The organism is Citrobacter sp. Cpo074, from assembly GCF_030332745.1.
GTDB classification, from domain to species: domain Bacteria; phylum Pseudomonadota; class Gammaproteobacteria; order Enterobacterales; family Enterobacteriaceae; genus Citrobacter; species Citrobacter portucalensis.
The window spans coordinates 111,150-134,637 of record NZ_JAOWHG010000034.1 but is presented as its reverse complement, the minus strand read 5'-3'; the positions used below and the strand labels follow the sequence as shown (position 1 = coordinate 134,637).

At 53.3% G+C, this 23,488-nt stretch carries 21 protein-coding genes; 13 read left to right on the top strand and 8 right to left on the bottom strand.

Annotation, left to right across the window (positions count from 1 at the left end):
* Positions 1 to 66: 66 nt before the first annotated feature.
* Positions 67 to 393, bottom strand: coding sequence for a cupin domain-containing protein (locus OGX83_RS18785; RefSeq protein WP_003825583.1), 327 nt, complete (start codon positions 391 to 393; stop codon positions 67 to 69).
* A gap of 141 nt (positions 394 to 534) precedes the next feature.
* On the opposite strand from OGX83_RS18785, the gene OGX83_RS18780 reads away from it, so the two are divergent.
* Positions 535 to 1,242: an aspartate/glutamate racemase gene (locus OGX83_RS18780; RefSeq protein ID WP_284960931.1), complete on the top strand. Its 708-nt coding sequence runs from the start codon at positions 535 to 537 to the stop codon at positions 1,240 to 1,242.
* On the opposite strand, the gene OGX83_RS18775 is transcribed toward OGX83_RS18780, so the two are convergent.
* The gene (locus tag OGX83_RS18775) at positions 1,214 to 2,149 is read right to left on the bottom strand and encodes a LysR family transcriptional regulator (RefSeq protein ID WP_008785717.1); all 936 of its coding nucleotides are present in this window, start codon (positions 2,147 to 2,149) and stop codon (positions 1,214 to 1,216) included. The genes OGX83_RS18780 and OGX83_RS18775 overlap by 29 nt on opposite strands.
* Positions 2,150 to 2,267: 118 nt before the next feature.
* Between OGX83_RS18775 and lysA the strand changes: the two genes are divergently transcribed.
* Positions 2,268 to 3,524, top strand: a complete 1,257-nt coding sequence (gene lysA / locus OGX83_RS18770; protein WP_286588887.1) for a diaminopimelate decarboxylase — start codon at positions 2,268 to 2,270, stop codon at positions 3,522 to 3,524.
* A gap of 107 nt (positions 3,525 to 3,631) precedes the next feature.
* Here lysA and OGX83_RS18765 read toward each other — a convergent pair whose 3' ends face one another.
* Complete coding sequence (locus OGX83_RS18765; protein WP_008785715.1) at positions 3,632 to 4,642, bottom strand: LacI family DNA-binding transcriptional regulator; 1,011 nt, start codon at positions 4,640 to 4,642, stop codon at positions 3,632 to 3,634.
* A 13-nt stretch (positions 4,643 to 4,655) separates the two neighbouring features.
* A complete protein-coding gene (gene galR, locus OGX83_RS18760) occupies positions 4,656 to 5,684 on the bottom strand; it encodes an HTH-type transcriptional regulator GalR (RefSeq protein WP_048215625.1) in 1,029 nt (342 codons plus the stop codon).
* A gap of 597 nt (positions 5,685 to 6,281) precedes the next feature.
* Here galR and aas point away from each other — a divergent pair.
* Positions 6,282 to 8,441 carry a bifunctional acyl-ACP--phospholipid O-acyltransferase/long-chain-fatty-acid--ACP ligase gene (gene aas, locus OGX83_RS18755; RefSeq protein WP_286588886.1) on the top strand — a complete coding sequence of 720 codons (2,160 nt, stop codon included), beginning with the start codon at positions 6,282 to 6,284 and terminating at the stop codon, positions 8,439 to 8,441.
* Complete coding sequence (gene lplT, locus OGX83_RS18750; RefSeq protein WP_008785713.1) at positions 8,434 to 9,627, top strand: lysophospholipid transporter LplT; 1,194 nt, start codon at positions 8,434 to 8,436, stop codon at positions 9,625 to 9,627. Before aas ends, lplT begins: the two co-directional genes overlap by 8 nt.
* Positions 9,628 to 9,842: 215 nt before the next feature.
* Here the strand turns inward: lplT and OGX83_RS18745 are convergent, their stop codons facing one another.
* The 4 genes from OGX83_RS18745 to mutH form a co-directional block, all read right to left on the bottom strand.
* A complete protein-coding gene (locus OGX83_RS18745) occupies positions 9,843 to 10,883 on the bottom strand; it encodes an NADP(H)-dependent aldo-keto reductase (RefSeq protein ID WP_032944858.1) in 1,041 nt (346 codons plus the stop codon).
* A 106-nt stretch (positions 10,884 to 10,989) separates the two neighbouring features.
* The gene (ygdR, locus tag OGX83_RS18740; protein WP_000758660.1) at positions 10,990 to 11,208 is read right to left on the bottom strand and encodes a lipoprotein YgdR; all 219 of its coding nucleotides are present in this window, start codon (positions 11,206 to 11,208) and stop codon (positions 10,990 to 10,992) included.
* A 144-nt stretch (positions 11,209 to 11,352) separates the two neighbouring features.
* On the bottom strand, positions 11,353 to 12,066 hold the full coding sequence (locus tag OGX83_RS18735; protein ID WP_003033961.1) for a TerC family protein: 714 nt from the start codon (positions 12,064 to 12,066) through the stop codon (positions 11,353 to 11,355).
* Between the two features lie 75 nt (positions 12,067 to 12,141).
* Complete coding sequence (mutH, locus tag OGX83_RS18730; RefSeq protein ID WP_003033965.1) at positions 12,142 to 12,837, bottom strand: DNA mismatch repair endonuclease MutH; 696 nt, start codon at positions 12,835 to 12,837, stop codon at positions 12,142 to 12,144.
* Positions 12,838 to 13,521: 684 nt separating this feature from the next.
* On the opposite strand from mutH, the gene rppH reads away from it, so the two are divergent.
* The 9 genes from rppH (at position 13,522) to recC (ending at position 23,479) form a co-directional block, all read left to right on the top strand.
* Positions 13,522 to 14,052 (top strand): RNA pyrophosphohydrolase, encoded by a 531-nt coding sequence (gene rppH, locus OGX83_RS18725; RefSeq protein WP_003825602.1) that lies wholly within the window; start codon positions 13,522 to 13,524, stop codon positions 14,050 to 14,052.
* 12 nt (positions 14,053 to 14,064) lie between these two features.
* Positions 14,065 to 16,311 carry a phosphoenolpyruvate--protein phosphotransferase gene (ptsP, locus tag OGX83_RS18720; protein ID WP_003825604.1) on the top strand — a complete coding sequence of 749 codons (2,247 nt, stop codon included), beginning with the start codon at positions 14,065 to 14,067 and terminating at the stop codon, positions 16,309 to 16,311.
* A 190-nt stretch (positions 16,312 to 16,501) separates the two neighbouring features.
* Positions 16,502 to 17,377, top strand: coding sequence for a prolipoprotein diacylglyceryl transferase (lgt, locus tag OGX83_RS18715; protein ID WP_100271949.1), 876 nt, complete (start codon positions 16,502 to 16,504; stop codon positions 17,375 to 17,377).
* A 6-nt stretch (positions 17,378 to 17,383) separates the two neighbouring features.
* The gene (gene thyA, locus OGX83_RS18710) at positions 17,384 to 18,178 is read left to right on the top strand and encodes a thymidylate synthase (RefSeq protein WP_003033990.1); all 795 of its coding nucleotides are present in this window, start codon (positions 17,384 to 17,386) and stop codon (positions 18,176 to 18,178) included.
* 183 nt (positions 18,179 to 18,361) lie between these two features.
* Entirely contained in the window at positions 18,362 to 18,832 is a 471-nt protein-coding gene (locus OGX83_RS18705; RefSeq protein ID WP_286588884.1) for a prepilin peptidase-dependent protein, read from the top strand.
* On the top strand, positions 18,823 to 19,386 hold the full coding sequence (locus OGX83_RS18700) for a prepilin peptidase-dependent protein (protein ID WP_153686798.1): 564 nt from the start codon (positions 18,823 to 18,825) through the stop codon (positions 19,384 to 19,386). The genes OGX83_RS18705 and OGX83_RS18700 overlap by 10 nt, the downstream gene beginning before the upstream one ends.
* On the top strand, positions 19,383 to 19,790 hold the full coding sequence (locus OGX83_RS18695; protein ID WP_286588881.1) for a DUF2509 family protein: 408 nt from the start codon (positions 19,383 to 19,385) through the stop codon (positions 19,788 to 19,790). Before OGX83_RS18700 ends, OGX83_RS18695 begins: the two co-directional genes overlap by 4 nt.
* Positions 19,775 to 20,098, top strand: coding sequence for a prepilin-type N-terminal cleavage/methylation domain-containing protein (locus OGX83_RS18690; RefSeq protein WP_008785708.1), 324 nt, complete (start codon positions 19,775 to 19,777; stop codon positions 20,096 to 20,098). Before OGX83_RS18695 ends, OGX83_RS18690 begins: the two co-directional genes overlap by 16 nt.
* Positions 20,099 to 20,110: 12 nt before the next feature.
* Positions 20,111 to 23,479 (top strand): exodeoxyribonuclease V subunit gamma, encoded by a 3,369-nt coding sequence (gene recC, locus OGX83_RS18685; protein ID WP_286588879.1) that lies wholly within the window; start codon positions 20,111 to 20,113, stop codon positions 23,477 to 23,479.
* The last annotated feature ends 9 nt before the right edge of the window (positions 23,480 to 23,488 follow it).

Sequence of the window (23,488 nt, the reverse complement as noted above, 5' to 3'; positions counted from 1 at the left end):
CCTGCGAGTGGAGTCTCTTATAGGCCGGGAAAGCGTCAACGCGACCCGGTTTTTTTATTTAGCACCTTACCCGTGCAGAAAATCTTCGCGAATTGGGGTAAAGGTATCCAGCAGCGTTCCCGGTTTTAAGCAGACGCAGCCATGCATAATGTTGGGCTGTTTATACAGAGTATCGCCCGCCCTAACGATATGTTTCTCTTCGCCGATGGTAAATTCAAACTCACCGGACAACACGTAAGTCAGCTGCTCGTGCGGATGATTGTGCATCGGGCCGATTGCGCCTTGCTCGAAGTTCACCTCAACCGCCATCATGTTACCGCCGTGAGCAAGAATGCGCCGGGTAACGCCATTGCCCAGATCGTCAAGCGTGGTCTCTTTATGAAAAATAAACATCCGACCTTCCTGTAATTAATTAAAACAATGTTTCATTAAACCTATATCAGAAAATTAAAAAAAGAAATGCACGCCAACAGATGTGGAAAGTTGATCACATCTTTGGTTCACTGGAGAGACAACAACGAGTCAGGGGAAATGATGAAAACGATCGGTCTGTTAGGCGGTATGAGCTGGGAATCTACCATTCCTTATTATCGACTCATTAATGAAGGCATAAAACAGCGTCTGGGCGGCCTGCATTCTGCGCAGATTCTGTTGCACAGCGTGGATTTTCACGAGATTGAAGTCTGCCAGTCAAGCGGTGACTGGCAGCGAGCCGGTGAGATCCTCGCGCAGGCCGCCACAGGGCTACAGCAAGCCGGGGCGCAAGGAATTGTGCTGTGTACCAACACCATGCACAAAGTTGCTGAGGCGATTGAAAGCGCCTGTGATGTGCCGTTTCTGCATATTGCCGACGCGACGGGGCGGGCGATACAAAAGCAGCAGATGAACAACGTGGCGCTACTGGGTACGCGTTACACCATGGAGCAGGATTTTTACCGCGGGCGTTTACAGACTGAATTCGGCATTAGCACGCTGATCCCTGAAGCTGATGATCGTCAGAAAATAAACCAGATTATTTTCGATGAGCTGTGTCTCGGTGAATTCAGCGAGGCTTCCCGCGATTATTACCTGAGCGTCATCGACCAACTGGCGAAACAGGGGGCGCAAGGGGTTATCTTTGGCTGTACCGAGATTGGTCTGCTGGTTCCCACCGAGCTAAGCCCACTACCGGTTTTCGACACTGCGGCAATCCATGCGCAAGATGCGGTGGCGTTTATGCTTTCGGCTGCGGATGCAAAATAGCCTCCAGTGGGTCAATAAGCCTCGGTAGATGGGCCTGCAGATGCGCCGTAAAAGCATCAACCAGCGCCGAGGCGGGGCGATGAAGCGGGTGAATCAGGCTGACTGTAAAGGGGACCGAAATACTGAAGCGGCGGATAACGACTCCGCTGCTGGCGTAATCCAGCGCGGTCAGTGGGTTCACCACCGAGATCCCCACACCTGCCCGTACCATTGCACAAATTGAAGCGGCGCTATGGGTTTCAATCACCATGCGGCGCTTCACCTGGTGCTCATTAAACAGAGTATCCAGTAGCTGACGGTAGCTGTCGGTGCGCGACAGGCTGATGTAGTTTTCTCCCTGAAAATCCTGCGGCGTTAACACCGCTTTCTTAGTCAGCGGATGGCCCTGCGGCAGCACGCACACTTCATCCAGCGCCAGCAATTCGGTGCGTTTCGTTCCGGCAGGCGTATGCAGCGTTTCCGTTAACCCCAGATCGTGGCGCTGCGCCGACAGCCACTCTTCCAGCAGCGGTGACTCCTGCGGCACTATCTGAATATTGACCTGTGGATAGCGAGCGAGGAATGGCTGCAGCAGCGGCGGTAAAAAAGACTGTGAGAATACCGGCAGGCAAACAATCGACAATTCGCCCTGGCGAAACTCGCGCAGGCTTTCGGCGGCGCTCACAATTCTGTCCAGGCCATACCACGAACGTTGCACCTCTTCAAACAGACGTAACCCTTGCACGGTTGGATGCAGTCGGCCACGCGTACGTTCAAACAGCGTTAATCCCAGCACTTTCTCGAATCGGGCCAGTTCCCGGCTGACGGTGGGCTGCGAGGTATGTAGCATGCGCGCAGCTTCTGTCAGATTACCTGCCGTCATGATGGCGTGAAAAATTTCGATGTGTCGCAGGTTAACGGCGGGCATGGGCAATCCTCGAATGAATCAATCCATATCATTTTTGCATAGACTCACGATAAAACGATATTTTTTATTCTTTTCGGGCTGTGGCGTAATCATAAAAAAGCCAATATCGGAGCACACTATGCCACGCCCACTCAATAGTACTGACACTGACCTGAACGCCGACAACCTGCTGCGCCTGCCTGCCGAATTCGGCTGCCCGGTGTGGGTCTATGATGCTCAGATTATCCGCGGGCAGATTGCCAAATTGAGTCAGTTTGACGTGGTGCGTTTCGCCCAAAAGGCATGTTCGAATATTCATATTTTGCGCCTGATGCGCGAGCAGGGCGTGAAGGTTGATTCCGTCTCGCTTGGCGAAATTGAACGTGCGCTGGCGGCAGGCTTCGTACCGGGGAAAGATGAAATCGTCTTTACCGCCGATATGATTGATGAAGCGACGCTCGCGCGGGTGCATGAATTGCGCATTCCGGTAAATGCCGGGTCGGTGGATATGCTGGAACAACTGGGCCAGGTCTCGCCGGGCCATCGCGTGTGGCTACGCGTAAACCCTGGCTTTGGGCATGGGCACAGCCAGAAAACCAATACCGGCGGCGAAAACAGCAAGCACGGGATCTGGTATAGCGATCTTCCCGCGGCGCTGGAGGTGATTCAGCGCTATAAGCTGAAGCTGGTGGGGATTCATATGCATATCGGCTCCGGCGTGGACTATGCGCATCTGGAGCAGGTGTGCGGTGCGATGGTGCGCCAGGTGGTTGAATTTGGCCAGGATCTGGAGGCGATCTCCGCGGGTGGCGGTTTATCAATCCCGTATCGCGAAGGCGAAGAGGCGATCGATACCGATCACTACTTTGGATTGTGGAACGCTGCGCGTGAACAGATTGCTAAACACCTGGGTCACCCGGTCGCGCTTGAGATAGAGCCAGGTCGTTTTCTGGTCGCGGAAGCCGGTGTGTTAGTGGCGCAGGTGCGTAGCGTAAAAGAGATGGGTAGCCGCCACTTTGTGCTGATCGATGCGGGCTTCAACGATCTAATGCGCCCGGCCATGTACGGTAGTTATCACCATATCTCCGCGCTGGCAGGGGATGGTCGCTCTCTGGAACACACCCCACAACGGGAAACCGTGGTAGCCGGGCCGCTGTGCGAATCCGGCGACGTGTTTACCCAGCAGGAAGGCGGAAATGTGGAAACCCGTCTGTTGCCTGCGGTGGTGCCGGGCGATTATCTGGTGCTGCATGATACTGGGGCGTACGGCGCGTCAATGTCGTCAAACTACAATAGCCGTCCGCTGCTGCCGGAGGTTTTGTTCGATAACGGCGTGGCGCGGCTAATTCGCCGTCGCCAGACCATTGATGAGCTGTTAGCGCTGGAATTAATCTGATTACAGCGTTGTGAAATGCCGGATGACGCTACGCTTATCCGGCCTACGAGATTAACTGCGGGGCCTGTAGGCCGGATAAGGCGCTTGCGCCGCCATCCGGCATTTGATTACTTAAAGTATGGCCCGAGCGTTACTGAGTCACGTAGTACCAGTTTGCCGGTGAACGGTGGGATTGGCTCGACGCTCTCGCCGTTGGCCAGCCGGATAGCCTGGTCGATTGCCGTGGTTATCATGGTATCAATCGGTAGATAAACGGTAGACAGCCCCGGCTCCAGCCATTTGGCGCTGGGCGCATCATCAAAACCAAACAGTGAGACATCCGTTGGGATCCTCAGCCCGGCCTGATGTAACGCTTTTGATGCGCCTAATGCCATGTCATCGTTACAGGCGAACAGGGCGCTAAATTTCACCCCTTCCTCCAGCAGTTCACGGCAGGCCTCATAGCCTCGCGTCATCGTGGAGTCGCCGTATTTGACCTTATCGGGATCCCAGGGAATACCGTTTTTTTCCAGCGCTTTACGATACCCCATCAGGCGGGATTTACCGGTAGGCGTATGGCCTGGCACAGTGATACAAGCAATATCGCTATGGCCCTGGGAGATCAGGTAATTGACCGCCTGATAGGCCGCGTCTTCCTGTTCAAAGAAAATTGCGCGATCGCGAGCCTGGCTGACATCACGGTTGATGACCAGCAAGGGCATAGCAATGCTGTTCATCAACGACATAATCGCCTTTTCACTCATATAGCGGGTATAGAGAATAATGGCGTCGCACTGCCTGTCCGCCAGCATTTGCACGGCTTCCTGCTCACGCTCTGGTGTGTCGTGGCCGTCGGTGACGATCAACTGCTTGCCGTGAGATTCCGTCTGGCGTGAAGCCTGTTGCAGCAGGCGGCCAAAGTAGAATCCATCAAATGTGGAAACTACCAGACCAATGCTGTTGCTGGTGCGGTTTGCCAAAGAGCGCGCTAAAAAATTAGGCCGATAATCAAGTGCCTGCATGGCCTTAAACACTTTCTGGCGCGTGCTCTCTTTTACCTGACCCGTGCCATTCAGTACGCGCGAAACGGTCGCTTTTGAGACGCCTGCGTGTCGTGAAACGTCCAACATCGTAGTCATAACGCTATCCTGGTTATTCGTTTGACGATGAATTCCCCGGCTCTGTCAGCGTCGAAACGGAATGGCGACGCACCAGAGTTGGGTTAAAAACGTGGGTAATTTCAGGCACGGGACGCTTCTCCGCCAGCGCGAGCGCCAGTTCGGCAGCCTGGGTTGCCATCGTCACGATCGGGTAGCGCACCGTGGTCAGACGCGGGCGCACGTAGCGGGAAACCAGCACATCATCAAAACCAATCAGCGAGATTTCTCCCGGCACATCAATGCCGTTATCATTCAATACGCCCATGGCACCAGCCGCCATTGAGTCGTTGTAGCAGGCTACCGCAGTGAAGTTTTTGCCACGGCCAAGTAACTCTGTCATGGCCTGCTCACCGCCGCTTTCATCCGGTTCACCAAACGTTACCAGTCGATCGCTGACAGGAATATTGCTCTCTGCCAGCGCGTCGTAATAGCCTTGCAGACGATCTTCCGCATCTGAAATCGTGTGATTGGAGCACAGATAGCCAATGCGCGTATGGCCCTGCTGAATGAGGTGTCGGGTCGCGAGCCAGGCGCCGAAACGGTCATCAAGGGCAACGCAACGTTGTTCGAATCCCGGCAGAATTCGGTTAATCAATACCATGCCGGGGATTTGCTTCATGAGTGATGCCAGCTCAGCATCCGGGATAATTTTTGCGTGGACAACAAGGGCTGCGCAGCGGTGGCGAATGAGCTGTTCAATCGCCTGTCGTTCCTTCTGTTCATTATGGTAGCCGTTACCAATCAGTAAAAAATTACCGGTGTTATACGCCACCTGCTCGACAGCTTTAACCATTGCCCCAAAAAATGGATCGGACACATCACCTACCACCAGACCGATGGTTTCAGTGGATTGTTGTGCCAGCGCACGTGCATTGGCGTTGGGGTGGTAGCTGAGTGATTCCATTGCACTCGTTACGGCCAGGCGCGATGCTTCGCTGGCTTTAGGGGAATCATTAATCACTCGAGAAACGGTGGCGACTGATACACCAGCTAGTCGGGCTACATCCTTTATGGTCGCCATGATAGTACCTGTTGTGGGTAAACGCTTACATTCCGTCAGTGTTACGGAAAATGGCTGGCTGTTCAAGCAGATTGCCCGTCAGAACGTCGCAAATGTGAGCGCACACGAGCGAAGTAAGACAGAAAATAGAAAATGCTAATTTTTGCTTACACTTTGCGATGTGCTGTTGCGATTGTTCGCTGGTGAGAGAACTGAGCAGATTGCTAGAGTTGAGATCCCAGAGGTATTGATAGGTGAAATCAACTTTCGGGTTGATCACTAGAATTACACCAGCCTGCGCAGATGCGCAGGTTTTTTTTTACCTTCAGCCTATCTGTAACAGTAACCGATAATTTACACAACTCGTTGCATTTGGGTTCATTCCTTTGCGTTTTCGCACTGGCGTATCTGGCTGCTGACGACCACAATCAAGATCCCAGAGGTATTGATTGGTGAGATTATTCGGTACGCACTTCGTACCTGTCTCTTGCACCAACCTGCGCGGATGCGCAGGTTTTTTTTCGGATTGTATTTACCAGTTACCTGTCGCGCCCATTCCCCAACTCGTATACTCTCCCACCATTGATGTTTATATAATTAATGGCACAGGGAGTTGAGATGCTATTTGGCTTTTTTCGTAATCTGTTTCGCGTGCTTTTCCGCGTTCGCGTCACGGGCGATGTCAGCGCGCTACAGGGAGAACGCGTTCTAATCACTCCCAACCATGTCTCATTTATAGACGGCATCCTGTTGGCGCTCTTTTTACCGATTCGTCCCGTCTTCGCTGTTTACACCTCGATCAGCCAGCAATGGTATATGCGCTGGCTAACCCCGCTGATTGATTTCGTACCGTTAGATCCAACCAAACCGATGTCGATTAAACATCTGGTTCGTCTGGTCGAACAGGGCCGTCCGGTGGTTATTTTCCCGGAAGGACGTATTTCGACGTCCGGTTCGTTAATGAAAATTTATGATGGCGCGGGGTTTGTTGCCGCAAAGTCTGGGGCGACGGTCGTTCCTGTGCGCATTGAAGGCGCGGAGCTTTCCCGCTTTAGCCGCCTGAAAGGTTTGGTTAAACAGCGATTCTTCCCGCGCATCCGCTTACATATCCTACCGCCGACACAACTGCCGATGCCGGAAGCACCGCGTGCTCGCGATCGCCGCAAAATTGCCGGAGAGATGCTGCATCAAATTATGATGGAAGCACGCATGGCGGTTCGTCCGCGTGAAACGCTATACGAGTCGCTGCTGGCGGCGAAATACCGTTTTGGCGCAGGCAAAAACTGCATTGAAGATGTTAACTTTACCCCGGACAGCTACCGCAAACTGCTGACAAAGACGCTCTTTGTGGCCCGTATTCTGGAAAAATACAGCGTCGAAGGTGAAAAAATCGGCCTGATGCTGCCAAACGCGGGGATCAGCGCGGCGGTTATTTTTGGCGCCATTGCGCGTCGACGCATTCCGGCCATGATGAACTACACCGCGGGCGTGAAAGGATTAACCAGCGCCATTACTGCGTCTGAAATTAAAACGATCTTCACATCCCGACAGTTTCTCGATAAAGGCAAACTCTGGCATTTACCGGAACAGCTCACCCAGGTGCGTTGGGTTTATCTGGAAGACTTAAAAGCTGATGTGACCTTCAGCGATAAGCTGTGGATTTTCTCACATCTGCTGGCACCTCATCTGGCGCAGGTGAAGCAGCAGCCGGAAGACGCTGCGGTGATCCTCTTTACTTCTGGTTCAGAAGGCCATCCGAAAGGTGTGGTTCACAGTCATAAAAGCATTCTGGCGAACGTTGAGCAGATCAAAACGATTGCCGATTTCACCGCCGATGACCGTTTTATGTCGGCGCTGCCGCTGTTCCACTCCTTTGGCCTGACGGTGGGATTATTCACGCCGCTACTGACTGGCGCAGAAGTGTTTCTTTATCCCAGCCCGCTGCATTACCGCATTGTGCCAGAGCTGGTATACGACCGGAACTGCACCGTGTTGTTTGGTACTTCAACGTTCCTCGGCAACTATGCGCGTTTTGCGCATCCGTACGATTTCCACCGCCTGCGCTATGTGGTGGCGGGAGCGGAAAAACTTCAGGACAGCACAAAGCAGCTGTGGCAGGAGAAATTTGGCCTGCGCGTTCTTGAAGGCTATGGCGTGACGGAATGTGCGCCGGTTGTGTCGATTAACGTACCAATGGCGGCAAAATCGAGAACGGTAGGGCGCATCTTGCCTGGTATGGATGCTCGACTGTTGGCCGTTCCGGGAATTGAGGACGGTGGGCGTTTACAGCTGAAAGGTCCTAATATTATGAGCGGCTATTTGCGCGTCGAAAAACCTGGCGTGCTGGAAGTGCCGACAGCAGAGAATGCGCAAGGTGAGATTGAGCGCGGCTGGTATGACACCGGAGACATCGTGCGCTTTGATGAAAACGGCTTTGTACAGATTCAGGGGCGCGCTAAGCGTTTCGCTAAAATTGCCGGAGAGATGGTTTCGCTGGAAATGGTTGAGCAACTGGCGTTGGCGGTATCCGCAGACAAAATGCACGCCACAGCGATCAAGAGTGATGCCAGCAAAGGTGAGGCGCTGGTGCTGTTCACTACCGACAGCGAGCTGACACGTGAAAAACTACAGCAGTATGCGCGGGCGCACGGTGTACCTGAACTCGCCGTACCGCGTGATATTCGCCATCTGAAGCAACTCCCCTTACTCGGCAGCGGTAAGCCGGATTTTGTTACGCTGAAAAGCTGGGTCGATGAGCCGGAAAAACAACATGAGTGAGTCAGTGCACACTAACACTTCAATCTGGTCCAAAGGGATGATGTCCGTTATCGCCGCGCAGTTTCTGTCGGCGTTTGGCGATAATGCGTTGCTGTTTGCTACGCTGGCGTTGCTGAAAGAACAATTCTATCCGGACTGGAGTCAGCCAATCCTGCAAATGGTGTTTGTGGGCGCTTACATTCTGTTTGCTCCCTTTGTGGGACAGGTGGCGGATAGCTTTGCCAAAGGCAGAGTGATGATGTTCGCGAACGCTCTGAAACTGCTGGGCGCGGCGAGTATTTGCTTCGGCATTAATCCGTTTCTTGGGTATACGCTGGTGGGGATCGGCGCGGCGGCATATTCACCGGCCAAGTACGGCATTCTCGGTGAACTGACTACCGGCGACAAACTGGTGAAGGCTAACGGCCTGATGGAAGCCTCCACCATTGCCGCGATTTTGCTCGGTTCTGTCGCCGGCGGCGTTCTGGCCGACTGGCACGTGATTGCCGCGCTTTCTGCCTGTGCCCTGGCCTATGCTGGCGCGGTGGTGGCTAACCTGTATATCCCGAAACTGGCCGCGGCTCGTCCTGGCCAGTCCTGGCATCTGGGGAAAATGACGCGCAGTTTCTTCTGTGCGGCTTCATCGTTGTGGCGTAATGGCGAGACGCGTTTCTCGCTGGTGGGAACCAGCCTTTTTTGGGGCGCGGGCGTTACGCTGCGTTTTCTGCTGGTGCTGTGGGTCCCGGTGGCGCTCGGCATCACCGATAACGCCACACCGACCTACCTCAATGCCATGGTAGCGATCGGGATTGTGGTCGGTGCGGGTGCGGCAGCGAAGCTGGTAACGCTGGAAACCGTGTCGCGCTGTATGCCTGCGGGGATCCTGATTGGCGTCGTGGTGCTGATTTTCTCTCTTCAACATTCGCTGCTTCCGGCCTACGCATTGCTGATGCTTATCGGCGTGTCGGGTGGCTTCTTTGTGGTGCCGCTGAATGCGTTGCTGCAGGAACGGGGTAAGAAAAGCGTCGGCGCGGGTAATGCGATAGCGGTGCAAAACCTGGGCGAAAACAGCGCGATGCTGTTGATGCTCGGTATTTACTCACTGGCGGTGCTGGTGGGGATCCCGGCTGTTGCGATTGGTATTGGATTTGGTGCGCTGTTTGCGCTGGCGATTGCGGCATTGTGGATTTGGCAGCGCCGCCATTAGTCTGTTGTATGCTGTTGCCGGATGGCGGCGTTGCCTTATCCGGCCTACAGGATGCTCACTTTGTAGGCCTGATAAGCGCAGCGCCATCAGGCGCTAATCGTCACGGTTCGAGATGAGCATGCTATGAATGTGCCGGATGGCGGCGTTACCGTATACGGCCTACAGGGCGTTCACTTTGTAGGCCTGATAAGCGTAGCGCCATCAGGCGCTAACCGTTACGGTGCAGGATAGGTATACACCTGATGCACCGCTTCAATCTCTGCCAGTACTTCTTCGCTCAACTCCAGATGCAGGCTTTCAACGTTGGTTTTTAGCTGCTCCATCGTCGTGGCGCCCAGCAAAGTGCTGGCGACAAACGGCTGACGACGCACGAACGCCAGCGCCATTTGCGCAGGATCCAGATTATGGCGTTTCGCGATATCCACATAGGCCGCAACGGCTTTCTGCGTCTGCTCGCCGCTGTAGCGCGTGAAACGGCTAAACAACGTATTGCGTGCACCGGCAGGTTTCGCGCCGTTCAGGTATTTCCCGGTTAACGTACCGAAGCCCAGGCAAGAGTAAGCCAGCAGCTCAACGCCTTCATACTGGCTCACTTCAGCCAGTCCAACCTCAAAGCTGCGGTTCAGCAGGCTGTAGGGGTTCTGGATGGTGGCGATGCGTGGCAGATCGTGTTTGTCCGCCAGGTGTAGATAGCGCATCACGCCAAACGCGGTTTCATTAGAAACGCCGATGTAGCGAATTTTCCCGGCGCGCTGAAACTCGGCCAGTGCGTCCAGCGTATCGAGAAGGGAAACGACCGGCGCGGAGTCTGTCCAGCTGTAGCCTAACTTACCAAAACAGTTGGTCGGGCGTTGTGGCCAGTGAACCTGATACAGATCCAGATAATCGGTTTTCAGTCTTTTCAGGCTGTCGTGCAGCGCTTCACGGATATTTTTACGGTCCAGCGCCTGATTCGGTCGAATGCCGCTGTCGTTGTTACGTGATGGTCCGCTGACCTTAGACGCAACGAGCAGCTTTTCGCGGCTGCCGTGTTTGGCGAGCCAGTTACCTACGTAGGTTTCGGTGAGACCCTGGGTTTCAGGACGCGGCGGTACCGGATACATCTCGGCAACGTCGATCAAATTAATGCCCTGTGCTACGGCATAATCGAGCTGTGCATGTGCGTCGGCTTCGCTGTTTTGTTCACCAAACGTCATTGTGCCCAGCCCCAGTGTACTGACTTCCAGCGAGCTGTGGGGTATACGGTGATATTGCATAGCCGTTTCCTTTTTATAATCACGACATAAGGATTATAAAAATGGCTGAGGGAAGAGAAAAAGGGAAGTAAAATTGTTAAGGCCAGCGCGCTGCTGACCTCAACCATCAGCGTTCAATGATTTGAGACACATCATCGCGGTTAATCTGCATCGCATTGCCCTGCTGGTCGTGATAGCTCACCAGACCAGTATCATCGTCAATTTCTGGTTTTCCATCGGTCAGGATCATTCGACCATCTTTTGTCGCCATAACATAATCGCTGCTGCATCCGGAAACGGCAAAAGCCAGTCCTACGGCGGAAATCAAAACTGCCCATTTTTTCATCTGCTTATCCTCACATGGCCTGCGTCTGACAATAGTTTAGTAATAACGCGAAGTTGTGCAGGGTGAAAGCAGTAAAATCTTAAACTGTGAGAAGGGGTAGGTGTGGCTGGCATTCGCTCCCCTTGCGGGGAGCGATGGATTTCATCAGAGCGGATTTTTTTTATTACGCCACAGGTTCAGGGTCTCTACCGCGATAGAGAAGAACATGGCGAAATAGATATATCCTTTTGGAACGTGGACGTCGAAACTTTCCAGAATCAGCGTAAAACCGACCAGAATCAGAAACGAGAGCGCCAGCATTTTTACCGAAGGGTGGCGATCGACAAACTCACCAATCGGGCGAGCAGCAAACATCATCACGCCTACGGCAATCACCACCGCCGCCATCATGATAAACAGATGATCGGACAAACCAACCGCAGTAATCACGGAATCCAGACTGAAGATAATGTCTAACAACATGATCTGTACAATCGCGCCCAGGAAAGAAGATACGCGGGTTTTTAACCCCTCTTCCTCACCTTCAATGGATTCGTGGATCTCTTTACTGGCTTTCCAGATCAGAAACAATCCCCCCAGCAGAAGGATCAGGTCGCGTGCTGATATCGCCTCGCCAAACAGCTCGAATAACGGGTTTGTCAGCCGCGTTACCCAGGCGATAGAAGCCAGCAGTGCCAGACGCATGATCATCGCCGCCGCCAGCCCAATACGTCGGGCATGATTGCGTTGCGCTGTCGGGAGTTTGGCTACAACCAGAGAAAGGAAAATAATATTGTCGATCCCAAGAACGATCTCCAGCAGCGTCAGCGTACCGAGCGCAAGCCAGGCGTTAGGATCGGTTATCCATGCAAATAACATCGAACAAAGTCCTGCCAAAAAAAAGAAGCGGTAATTATAGGCCCGTAACGCGGCGGGTGAAAGGCCGGACGGTGCCTATTGCGCCTGGAACAAGAAATGTCGCTCAAGCAATGCGCGGGTGAAGTTCTTTTTCAGGTAAAAGCCGCGTGGCAGGGTCAGGATGGGTTCGCCGTTGGCGCCAATGGCCTCGGTAAGCGCGCGGGCGTTGGCGGCTTTAGGACGCAGTTGCAGTACTTCCCCATGGCGAGCGGTGATGCGTTCGACATGTCCTAACACAATCATGTCCATTAACTCTTCCCAGTCCAGACGCAATTGCCGGTCTTCTTCTTCATTCGGGCTCCACAGCAGGGGAGAGCCGACGCGGCGCTCAGCCAGAGGGATGCTGCGTTCGCCTTCTACCGGGATCCACAGAACACGTTTGAGTTTGTGCCGTACATGGCTGGTTTCCCAGGTGACGCCGGTATTGCCGGTTAACGGCGCCACACACACAAAGGTGGTTTCCAGCGGTCTGCCAAGACTGTCCACAGGGATCGTTTTCAGCTCCACGCCCAGCGCCGCAAAATCCTGCTCTGGTTTACTGCCCGCGCTGGCACCGAGCCAGATTTCCAGCAGGACGCCAATCCAGCCTTTATCGCGCTTAAGATCCTTCGGCGTAACGATTCCCGCCATTGCCGCTAATTCTCCTAACGCGTAGCCCGAAAGCTGCCGTGCCTGGCTCAGCAACTGGGCTTCAGATTCAGGGGGAGAAAGTAACGGACGGAGTTCTGGCATCGGGTTAACCCTTAGGTGAAAAAATGAGCAATGATTTTATACCGTGTGGACAGAGTTTATCTTTTTCCACATGCTTTATTCAATTCTATGATTTATATTGGTTTTTAGATTTACGTTCGCAGAGTTGCGCAACAGCGAAGCGGGTTTTCCAATTCTGGTCACTGACAATGAACAGGATCTTACACCATGTTATCCACAGAAAGATGGGATAACTGTGAAAAACCCCCACTACTGTTTCAATTTACAGCCTTGACGTGCGACGAAAATCGAATTTTCACACAAATTGTGCCTAACTTATTGGCATAATCTGTGGATAAAACCAACGCTGGTCGATCTTTCATCAGCGTGAAGATCGTATGCGTGATGCACATCACATTTCTGTGTGTTTATCTGCGTGGATCGGTTTTAACTTTATGAATGTATAAGAGTATTTTTGATATGTGACGAATGTCTTATTCGGACTGTTCTGGGTTTTCCCATAGTAATTCCGTACTTCTTCACAACTATATCCACAGAAAAGGTGAATAAAATCGCCTTGCTTGCCCTTCTTCTGTTTATAACTCGGCCTTTAACTGTGAGTTATTCAATTGTTATTAGAATATCGCACCCTTAACAGAGTGGTTTACCGCCCCTCAGGAGTGTGAAACAATCGTTTGTATATAAGGTTTATGTTGAGGTAGTCCGGTGATTGATGACGATGGCTACCGCCCGAATGTAGGGATAGTAATTTGTAACCGCCAGGGGCAGGTCATGTGGGCCCGGCGATTTGGTCAGCACTCCTGGCAATTCCCACAAGGTGGGATCAACGCAGGAGAGACAGCAGAGCAGGCGATGTACCGGGAACTCTTTGAAGAAGTGGGTCTCAGTCGTAAAGATGTACGGATCCTTGCTTCTACTCGTAACTGGTTGCGTTACAAGTTACCGAAACGTTTGGTGCGTTGGGACACGAAGCCGGTTTGTATCGGCCAGAAACAAAAATGGTTTCTTCTGCAATTGGTCAGCAGCGATGCTGAAATCAATATGCAAACCAGCAGTACACCTGAGTTCGACGGCTGGCGCTGGGTGAGTTACTGGTATCCGGTTCGACAAGTGGTGTCATTTAAACGCGATGTCTATCGCAGGGTGATGAAAGAATTCGCAAGTGTTGTCATGGCGCTTCAGGAGAGCACTCCTAAACCGCAAAGCGCACCTGCGTACAGACGTAAAAGAGGTTAAGCTACGCAAATTATGCTCACCCGCCTGCGCGAAATAGTCGAAAAGGTGGCCAGTGCTCCGCGTCTGAACGAAGCGCTGAATATACTGGTTACCGACATCTGTCTTGCGATGGATACAGAGGTCTGTTCGGTTTATCTGGCCGATCACGATCGACGTTGTTATTACCTCATGGCGACCCGGGGACTAAAAAAACCACGTGGTCGCACTGTCGCACTCGCGTTTGATGAAGGTATCGTTGGCCTGGTTGGCAGGCTGGCGGAACCTATCAACCTCGCCGATGCGCAAAAACATCCCAGCTTCAAATACATTCCTTCGGTAAAAGAAGAGCGTTTTCGTGCATTCTTAGGCGTACCGATCATTCAGCGTCGCCAGCTTTTAGGTGTGCTGGTGGTGCAGCAGCGTGAACTGCGTCAGTACGATGAAAGTGAAGAGTCTTTCCTCGTCACGCTCGCCACGCAAATGGCGGCCATACTTTCGCAGTCGCAGCTAAACGCGCTGTTCGGCCAGTACCGTCAAACGCGCATCCGTGCGCTGCCTGCCGCTCCCGGTGTGGCAATAGCCGAAGGTTGGCAGGATGCGACGCTGCCGTTGATGGAACAGGTCTACCAGGCTTCAACGCTGGATCCTGTGCTTGAACGCGAGCGACTGACCGGTGCGCTGGAAGAGGCGGCGAACGAATTCCGCCGCTACAGCAAGCGTTTTACCGCTGGGGCGCAGAAAGAAACGGCGGCGATCTTTGATCTTTACTCGCACTTGCTTTCCGATACCCGTCTGCGCCGCGAGCTGTTTGCGGAAGTGGATAACGGTTCGGTGGCCGAGTGGGCGGTTAAAACGATCATTGAAAAGTTTGCCGAACAGTTCGCCGCGCTGAGCGATAACTACCTCAAAGAGCGGGCCGGAGATTTACGCGCGCTGGGCCAGCGTCTGCTGTTCCACCTTGATGACTCTATCCAGGGGCCGAATGCCTGGCCGGAACGCTTTGTGCTGGTGGCGGATGAACTTTCAGCAACCACGCTGGCGGAGCTTCCTCAGGACCGGTTAGTTGGCGTGGTTGTCCGGGACGGCGCAGCCAACTCTCATGCGGCAATTATGGTGCGTGCGCTGGGTATCCCTACCGTCATGGGGGCCGATATCCAGCCGTCGGTGCTGCATCGCCGTACGCTGGTGGTGGACGGTTATCGCGGTGAACTGCTGGTCGATCCGGAACCGGTATTAATCCAGGAATACCAGCGTCTTATCAGTGAAGAAATTGAGCTGAGCCGCCTGGCGGAAGACGACGTCAACCAGCCAGCACAGCTGAAAAGCGGCGAGCGCGTGAAGGTGATGCTCAATGCGGGCCTCAGCCCGGAACATGAAGAAAAGCTGGGTAGCCGAATCGACGGCATTGGCCTCTATCGCACCGAAATCCCGTTCATGCTGCAAAGCGGATTTCCTTCGGAAGAAGAACAGGTTGCGCAGTATCAGGGTATGCTGCAAATGTTTAACGACAAGCCGGTGACCCTGCGTACGCTGGATGTCGGCGCCGATAAACAGCTGCCCTACATGCCGATCAGTGAAGAGAACCCGTGCCTTGGCTGGCGAGGGATCCGCATAACGCTCGATCAGCCGGAGATCTTTTTGATCCAGGTTCGCGCTATGCTGCGTGCGAATGCGGCAACCGGAAACTTGAGCATTTTGCTGCCGATGGTAACCAGCATCGATGAAGTGGACGAAGCGCGACGTTTGATTGAACGCGCCGGACGCGAAGTGGAGGAGATGATCGGTTACGAGATCCCGAAACCGCGCATTGGCATCATGCTGGAAGTTCCGTCGATGGTGTTCATGCTGCCGCATCTGACAAACCGGATAGACTTTATCTCGGTCGGAACCAACGACCTTACCCAGTACATACTGGCCGTCGATCGTAACAACACACGGGTAGCCAGCATTTATGACAGCCTGCATCCGGGGATGTTGCGTGCGCTGGCGATGATTGCGCAGGAAGCCGAAAGAAGCGGTATCGATTTGCGCCTGTGTGGTGAAATGGCGGGCGACCCGATGTGTGTGGCTATTCTGATCGGTCTCGGTTTCCGTCATTTGTCGATGAACGGTCGTTCTGTCGCTCGCGTAAAATATCTGCTGCGTCATATCGATTTTGATGAGGCGCAAACGCTGGCGCAGCGCAGCCTGGAGGCACAGATGGCAACAGAAGTACGCCATCAGGTAGCGGCCTTCATGGAGCGTCGTGGCATGGGGGGCTTGATTCGCGGGGGATTGTAGGTCTGATAAGCGTAGCGCTATCAGGTATTACGGGGGATAGAGATTACCTATACAGATCTTTTACATCTTCCCGGCATCCGCTTCTAACCCCTTGTGCTATCATTCGCACCTTTGGAGCGCCTGCATTATGCAGGCGCGCTTATCAATTGCTGTCTGACTTCAGCGAAATAACAAGAACTTGTGGTGACAGATGACCAGTAGCTATCTGCATTTTCCGGATTTCGATCCGGTCATTTTCTCAATCGGACCCGTCGCGCTTCACTGGTACGGCTTAATGTATTTGGTGGGGTTTATTTTCGCGATGTGGCTGGCGACGCGCCGCGCGAATCGTCCGGGCAGTGGCTGGACCAAAAATGAAGTAGAAAACTTACTGTATGCGGGCTTCCTCGGGGTTTTCCTCGGTGGGCGTATTGGTTACGTACTGTTCTATAACTTCTCGTTATTCCTCGATAATCCCCTGTATCTGTTCCGCGTCTGGGACGGCGGTATGTCCTTCCACGGTGGACTTATCGGTGTGATCCTGGTGATGATCATCTTCGCCAAACGCACTAAGCGTTCGTTCTTCCAGGTTTCTGATTTCATTGCCCCGCTGATTCCGTTTGGCCTGGGTGCAGGGCGTCTGGGCAACTTTATCAACGGTGAGCTGTGGGGACGCGTTGACCCGAACTTCAAGTACGCCATGCTGTTCCCGGGCTCCCGTACCGAAGATATTTTACTGCTGCAAACTAACCCGCAATGGCAGTCTATTTTTGATACCTACGGCTCGCTGCCACGCCACGCCTCACAGCTTTATGAGATGGCGTTGGAAGGCGTTGTGCTGTTTATCATTCTGAACTTGTACATTCGCAAACCGCGCCCGATGGGTTCGGTATCCGGTCTGTTCCTGATTGGTTATGGCGCGTTTCGTATTATTGTTGAATTCTTCCGCCAGCCGGATGCGCAGTTTACCGGCACCTGGGTACAGTACATCAGCATGGGGCAGATCCTCTCTATCCCGATGATTGTCGCAGGCATTATTATGATGGTTTGGGCGTACCGCCGCAGCCCACAGCAACACGTTTCCTGAGGAACCATGAAACAGTATTTAGAACTGATGCAAAAAGTGCTGGATGAAGGCACACAGAAAAACGACCGTACCGGAACCGGAACGCTTTCCATTTTTGGTCATCAGATGCGTTTTAATCTGCAGGAAGGGTTCCCGCTGGTTACGACTAAACGCTGCCATTTACGCTCGATCATTCATGAGCTGCTGTGGTTCTTGCAGGGCGATACTAACGTTGCCTACCTGCATGAAAACAACGTCTCAATCTGGGACGAATGGGCGGATGAAAACGGTAATTTAGGCCCGGTTTATGGCAAACAATGGCGCGCTTGGCCTACGCCAGATGGTCGCCATATTGACCAGATCACCACCGTGCTAAACCAACTGAAAAATGATCCGGACTCTCGCCGCATCATCGTTTCCGCATGGAACGTCGGTGAGCTGGATAAAATGGCGCTGGCACCGTGCCATGCGTTCTTCCAGTTCTACGTGGCGGATGGCAAGCTCTCCTGCCAGCTGTATCAGCGTTCGTGCGATGTGTTCCTCGGCCTGCCGTTTAACATTGCCAGCTACGCTTTGCTGGTACACATGATGGCGCAGCAGTGCGATCTGGAAGTGGGTGATTTTGTCTGGACCGGCGGCGACACGCACCTGTACAGCAACCATATGGATCAAACGCATCTGCAGCTTAGCCGTGAACCGCGCGCGCTGCCGAAACTGGTTATCAAACGTAAGCCTGAATCAATCTTTGACTATCGCTTCGAAGACTTCGAAATTGAAGGCTACGATCCGCACCCGGGTATTAAAGCACCGGTAGCTATCTAACCTGTTTCATGCTGTCACAACCGACGCCCATGTGCGTCGGTTTTTTTTGTCTCAAATCGCGTTCTTCGGCGCGGATTCCTGAAATATTGCAACGGCCTGTAACGCGCTAAATATTCCCCATAGCTCGCCGTAGAAACCGAATTTCCCGCTCGTTATTCATTTTCCTCACGCCATACTGGCGACATGAAAAAACAACAAGGTTACACGCTTCTCGAAACCCTGATTGCGATGCTGATTGTCGCGGCGCTTGGTGCATCTGGGCTGTATGGTTGGCAGCGCTGGCAGCAGCAACAGCGGCTGTGGCAGACCGCCTGCCAGGTGCGGGACTACCTGGTGCAACTGCGTGAAGATGCTAACTGGCGTAACCGCGATCATGTGATAAGCGTGATTCGGGATGGCACATCATGGTGTTTTGTCAGCTCTGCGGCTTCGCAAACCACGTGTCGACCCGCTTCGTCTTTGGTTTTTACATCGCCCTGGGACGACGTCGAAATGGCAGAGATAACACCTTCACTGGCCTTTTTTGGACAGCGCAATACGGCATGGGCCGGACATATACGCCTGAAAAATGCGACTGGGGAATGGCGCGTGGTGGTGTCTGGCTGGGGGCGAATCAGGCTTTGCGAGCGCGATGAGGCCAGATTATGTCAGTAAACGAACGGGGATTTTCACTGCTGGAGATGCTCATTGCCATGGCGATTAGCAGTATTTTATTGCTTAGCTCAGCACGATTTTTACCGGCGCTACAGCGAGAGATTCTGCGTAACACGTGCCAGTTAGTACTGGAAGATGAAATATGGCAGCGGGTCTACACCGTGGCGAAGCATCTTCAGCGGGCGGGGTATTGCCGGGGAAACTGTGTCGGAGAGGGACTGGTGATATCGGCTAAGGGAGACTGTGTTATTGCCCGCTGGGATGCCAACAGCAATGGCGTTTGGGAAAGCGGTCCCGTGAAAGAGGCTGATTCTATTGGGTTTCGTTTACAGGACAAGGTGTTGGAAACCGTGCGTGGAGCCACCGGCTGCACTGGCAAAGGATGGGACAAAATGACCGATCCGGCCACGATGCAGATTGAGGCATTCCAGGTTGAAAGGCTGAATTTCAGCGGATATTCCCCGCTTCTTACGCTACGTTTGCGTGGAGTGAGCAATGACCAACCACAAAAAGTTGTTGAAGCGGTCTACAGCGTTACGGGATTCAACCTTTGAACCGTGAGCGAGGCGTATCTTCTCTGGCAATGGTCCTGTTGCTGCTGGTGCTCGGTAGTCTGCTGCTGCAAGGCGTTAGCAGACAGGAGGCCAGTTTTGCTGCGCGTGTGGCTACACAAAGTCAGGCGCTGCAGCGTCAGGCGGTAGTGCAATCCGCGATGGAATGGGGGCGTACGCAGCCCTGGCGCTTACAACCCGCCGTACAGTGTCGGCGCGATCCCACGCAGGATGCCGCGGTTTGCCTGCGTCGGCTTACCAATAATTTTGTTCTGCTTATTGCCCACTATGAAGGGATATCGTTATGGCGTCAGGGAGAGGTTATCGATGGCAATATCAAATATTCGCCGCATGGCTGGAGCGATTTTTGTCCGCTAAAGGAGCAGACGTTATGCCAGATCCCCTGAACAGACAGCGTGGCTTTAGTCTGCCGGAAGTGATGCTGGCAATGGTACTGATGATCATGATTGTGACCGCGCTGTCAGGATACCAGCGGGTGCTAATGAACAGCTTTATCATCAGAAACCAGTATCAGCAACTCTGGCGCCACGCCTGGCAGCAAACCCAGCTGTACCCGTTTTCATCGCCTGTGAACTGGCAGGTTAACCGAATGCAGACAACGAGAGCGGGATGTGTCAGCATCAACGTTATAATTTCTTCACCCCTCGGCAGGCAGGGTCAGATGACGCGTCTGCATTGCCCGAATCGTCAGTAGTCAGGAGTCGCTATGTTAAGGGTCTATCACTCCAACCGTCTGGATGTGCTGGAAGCGTTAATGGAATTTATCGTTGAGCGCGAGCGGCTGGACGACCCCTTTGAGCCTGAGATGATCCTGGTTCAAAGTACCGGTATGGCGCAGTGGCTACAAATGACTCTTGCACAGAAGTTTAGTATTGCCGCCAATATCGATTTTCCGCTGCCCGCGAGTTTTATCTGGGATATGTTTGTGCGCGTGCTGCCGGATATCCCGAAAGAGAGTGCGTTCAGCAAACAGAGCATGAGCTGGAAGTTGATGACGCTGTTGCCACAATTGCTGGATAGCGATGACTTCGCATTGCTACGCCACTATCTGACGGACGACACTGATAAACGTAAGCTTTTTCAGCTTTCCTCGCGCGCGGCTGACCTTTTCGACCAGTATTTAGTCTACCGCCCTGACTGGTTGACCCAGTGGGAAGCGGGGCGACAGGTTGAGGGACTTGGCGAGTCTCAGGCCTGGCAGGCACCGTTGTGGAAAGCGCTGGTGGAATACACCGCGGAATTGGGCCAACCGCGCTGGCATCGTGCCAATTTATACCAACGATTTATTCAGACGTTGGAAAACGCGTCCGAGTGCCCACAGGGACTGCCTTCTCGGGTCTTTATTTGCGGTATTTCGGCGCTACCGCCGGTTTACCTGCAGGCCTTGCAGGCGCTGGGTAAGCACATTGATATTCATCTGCTGTTTACCAACCCTTGTCGCTACTACTGGGGGGATATTAAAGATCCGGCCTGGCTGGCGAAGCTGATGGCACGTCAGCGTCGGCACAGCTTTGAAGAACGGCATCTGCCGCTGTTTCGTGATAATCAGAAAGCCGAAGGATTATTTAACAGCGATGGCGAACAGGATGTGGGCAACCCGATGCTGGCCTCGTGGGGCAAGCTGGGGCGTGATTACATTTATTTGCTTTCGGAGCTGGAAAACAGTCAGGAACTGGATGCGTTTGTCGATATTACGCCTGACAACCTTTTGCATAATATTCAATCGGATATTCTGGAACTTGAAAGTAATGCCGTGGCGGGCGTTACGCTGGAAGAATATTCCCGTAGCGACAATAAACGCCGGCTTGAGCTGAACGACACCAGTGTGACTTTCCATGTCTGCCATAGCCCACAGCGCGAGGTGGAAATTCTTCATGACCGGCTGTTGGCCATGCTGGAAGCGGACCCAACGCTGACGCCGCGCGATATTATTGTGATGGTGGCGGACATCGACAGCTACAGCCCATTCATTCAGTCGGTCTTTGGTAGCGCGCCAGCCGAGCGTTACTTACCTTATGCAATATCTGACCGTCGGGCACGCCAGTCTCATCCCGTCTTACAGGCCTTTATCAGCCTGCTGTCGCTGCCGGATAGCCGTTTTGTCTCAGAGGATGTCCTGGCGTTACTGGATGTTCCCGTGCTGGCGGCGCGTTTCAACATTGATGAAGAAGGGTTGCGCTATCTTCGCTTATGGGTCAATGAATCCGGGATTCGTTGGGGAATTGACGACGATAACGTGCGTGAACTGGAACTTCCACCTACAGGTCAGCATACATGGCAATTTGGTTTAACGCGTATGCTGCTCGGCTACGCGATGGAAAGCTCGCAGGGCGAGTGGCAATCGGTATTGCCTTACGATGAGTCCAGCGGCCTGATTGCCGAGCTGGTAGGGCATCTGGCCTCGTTGCTGATGCAGCTTAATCTCTGGCGTAGAGGGTTAGCGCAGGAACGTCCGCTGGAAGAGTGGCTACCCGTTTGTCGGGAAATGCTTAATGATTTCTTCCTACCGGACGCGGACACCGAAGCGGCAATGACGCTGATTGAACAGCAGTGGCAGGCCATTATTACCGAAGGTTTAGGGGCCGAGTACGGCGATGCTATACCGCTCTCTCTGTTGCGTGATGAGCTAGCCCAGCGCCTTGACCAGGAACGCATCAGCCAGCGCTTCCTGGCGGGGCCCGTTAACATTTGTACGCTGATGCCGATGCGCTCCATTCCGTTCAAAGTGGTGTGCCTGCTGGGTATGAACGATGGGGTTTATCCGCGTCAGCTTGCGCCGCTGGGCTTTGATTTAATGAGCCAAAAACCGATGCGGGGTGACCGCAGTCGTCGCGATGATGACCGCTATCTGTTCCTCGAAGCATTAATCTCGGCACAGCAGACGCTCTACATCAGCTACATTGGCCGCTCTATTCAGGATAACAGCGAGCGCTTCCCGTCGGTGCTGGTGCAAGAACTGATGGACTACATTGGACAAAGCCATTATCTGCCGGGCGATGAATCGTTGACCTGCGATCAAAGCGAGGCAAGGGTAAAAGCGCATATAACCCGTTTGCATACCCGTATGCCCTTTGATGCACAAAACTATTTGCCGGGCGAACAGCAAAGCTATGCCCGGGAATGGCTGCCTGCGGCGAGTCTGTCAGGAAAAGCGCACACGGATTTTGTGCAGCCTCTGCCCTTTGAAATGCCAGAAACGCTAACGCTGGAAACGCTGCAGCGATTTTGGGCACATCCGGTACGCGCTTTTTTCCAGATGCGTTTAAGGGTCAACTTCCGCTCTGAAGAGAGTGAGATCCCGGATACGGAACCTTTCACTCTTGAAGGGTTGACCCGCTACCAGCTTAATCAGCAATTGCTTAATACGCTGGTTGAAGAGAACGATGCTGAACGACTGTTCCGCCGTTTTCGTGCGGCGGGCGCGCTACCCTATGGGCCGTTTGGCGAAATTCTGTGGGATACGCAGCGTCAGGAAATGCAGTCGCTGGCTGAACGCATTATCGCCTGTCGTCAGCCCTGTCAGAGCATGGAAATCGATCTTAACTGTCACGGCGTGCAAATCACCGGTTGGCTGTCGCAGGTGCAAGAGGACGGTTTGTTGCGCTGGCGCCCATCTTTGATAAGCATTGCGCAGGGTGTGCAACTTTGGCTGGAACATCTTGTCTATTGTGCCAGTGGCGGTAGGGGAGAGAGCCGATTGTTCCTGCGTAAAGACGGAGAATGGCGTTTTCCGCCGCTGGATGCAGAACAGGCGCTGCTGTACCTGTCGCAACTCATTGAGGGGTATCGGGAAGGCATGTCGTCACCGTTGCTGGTATTACCCGAAAGCGGTGGTGCATGGATAAAAACCTGTTATGACGCCGCAAATGATGCCATGTTAGATGACGATGCAACGTTGCAAAAAGCGCGCAGTAAGTTTCTGCAAGCCTATGAAGGCAACATGATGGTACGTGGCGAAGGTGATGATATCTGGTATCAGCGTCTTTGGCGTCAACTAGATGCTGATACGCTGGAGGCTATTGTTTTACAGTCTCAGCGCTACCTGTTACCGATTTTTCGCTTTAATCAGTCATGATGATTGTAT

Coding starts and splice junctions, on each gene's coding strand:
- OGX83_RS18785 (WP_003825583.1), bottom strand. CDS start 393: ATGTTTATTTTTCATAAAGAGACCACGCTTGACGATCTGGGCAATGGC.
- OGX83_RS18780 (WP_284960931.1), top strand. CDS start 535: ATGAAAACGATCGGTCTGTTAGGCGGTATGAGCTGGGAATCTACCATT.
- OGX83_RS18775 (WP_008785717.1), bottom strand. CDS start 2,149: ATGCCCGCCGTTAACCTGCGACACATCGAAATTTTTCACGCCATCATG.
- lysA (WP_286588887.1), top strand. CDS start 2,268: ATGCCACGCCCACTCAATAGTACTGACACTGACCTGAACGCCGACAAC.
- OGX83_RS18765 (WP_008785715.1), bottom strand. CDS start 4,642: ATGACTACGATGTTGGACGTTTCACGACACGCAGGCGTCTCAAAAGCG.
- galR (WP_048215625.1), bottom strand. CDS start 5,684: ATGGCGACCATAAAGGATGTAGCCCGACTAGCTGGTGTATCAGTCGCC.
- aas (WP_286588886.1), top strand. CDS start 6,282: ATGCTATTTGGCTTTTTTCGTAATCTGTTTCGCGTGCTTTTCCGCGTT.
- lplT (WP_008785713.1), top strand. CDS start 8,434: ATGAGTGAGTCAGTGCACACTAACACTTCAATCTGGTCCAAAGGGATG.
- OGX83_RS18745 (WP_032944858.1), bottom strand. CDS start 10,883: ATGCAATATCACCGTATACCCCACAGCTCGCTGGAAGTCAGTACACTG.
- ygdR (WP_000758660.1), bottom strand. CDS start 11,208: ATGAAAAAATGGGCAGTTTTGATTTCCGCCGTAGGACTGGCTTTTGCC.
- OGX83_RS18735 (WP_003033961.1), bottom strand. CDS start 12,066: ATGTTATTTGCATGGATAACCGATCCTAACGCCTGGCTTGCGCTCGGT.
- mutH (WP_003033965.1), bottom strand. CDS start 12,837: ATGCCAGAACTCCGTCCGTTACTTTCTCCCCCTGAATCTGAAGCCCAG.
- ptsP (WP_003825604.1), top strand. CDS start 14,065: ATGCTCACCCGCCTGCGCGAAATAGTCGAAAAGGTGGCCAGTGCTCCG.
- lgt (WP_100271949.1), top strand. CDS start 16,502: ATGACCAGTAGCTATCTGCATTTTCCGGATTTCGATCCGGTCATTTTC.
- thyA (WP_003033990.1), top strand. CDS start 17,384: ATGAAACAGTATTTAGAACTGATGCAAAAAGTGCTGGATGAAGGCACA.
- OGX83_RS18705 (WP_286588884.1), top strand. CDS start 18,362: ATGAAAAAACAACAAGGTTACACGCTTCTCGAAACCCTGATTGCGATG.
- OGX83_RS18700 (WP_153686798.1), top strand. CDS start 18,823: ATGTCAGTAAACGAACGGGGATTTTCACTGCTGGAGATGCTCATTGCC.
- OGX83_RS18690 (WP_008785708.1), top strand. CDS start 19,775: ATGCCAGATCCCCTGAACAGACAGCGTGGCTTTAGTCTGCCGGAAGTG.
- recC (WP_286588879.1), top strand. CDS start 20,111: ATGTTAAGGGTCTATCACTCCAACCGTCTGGATGTGCTGGAAGCGTTA.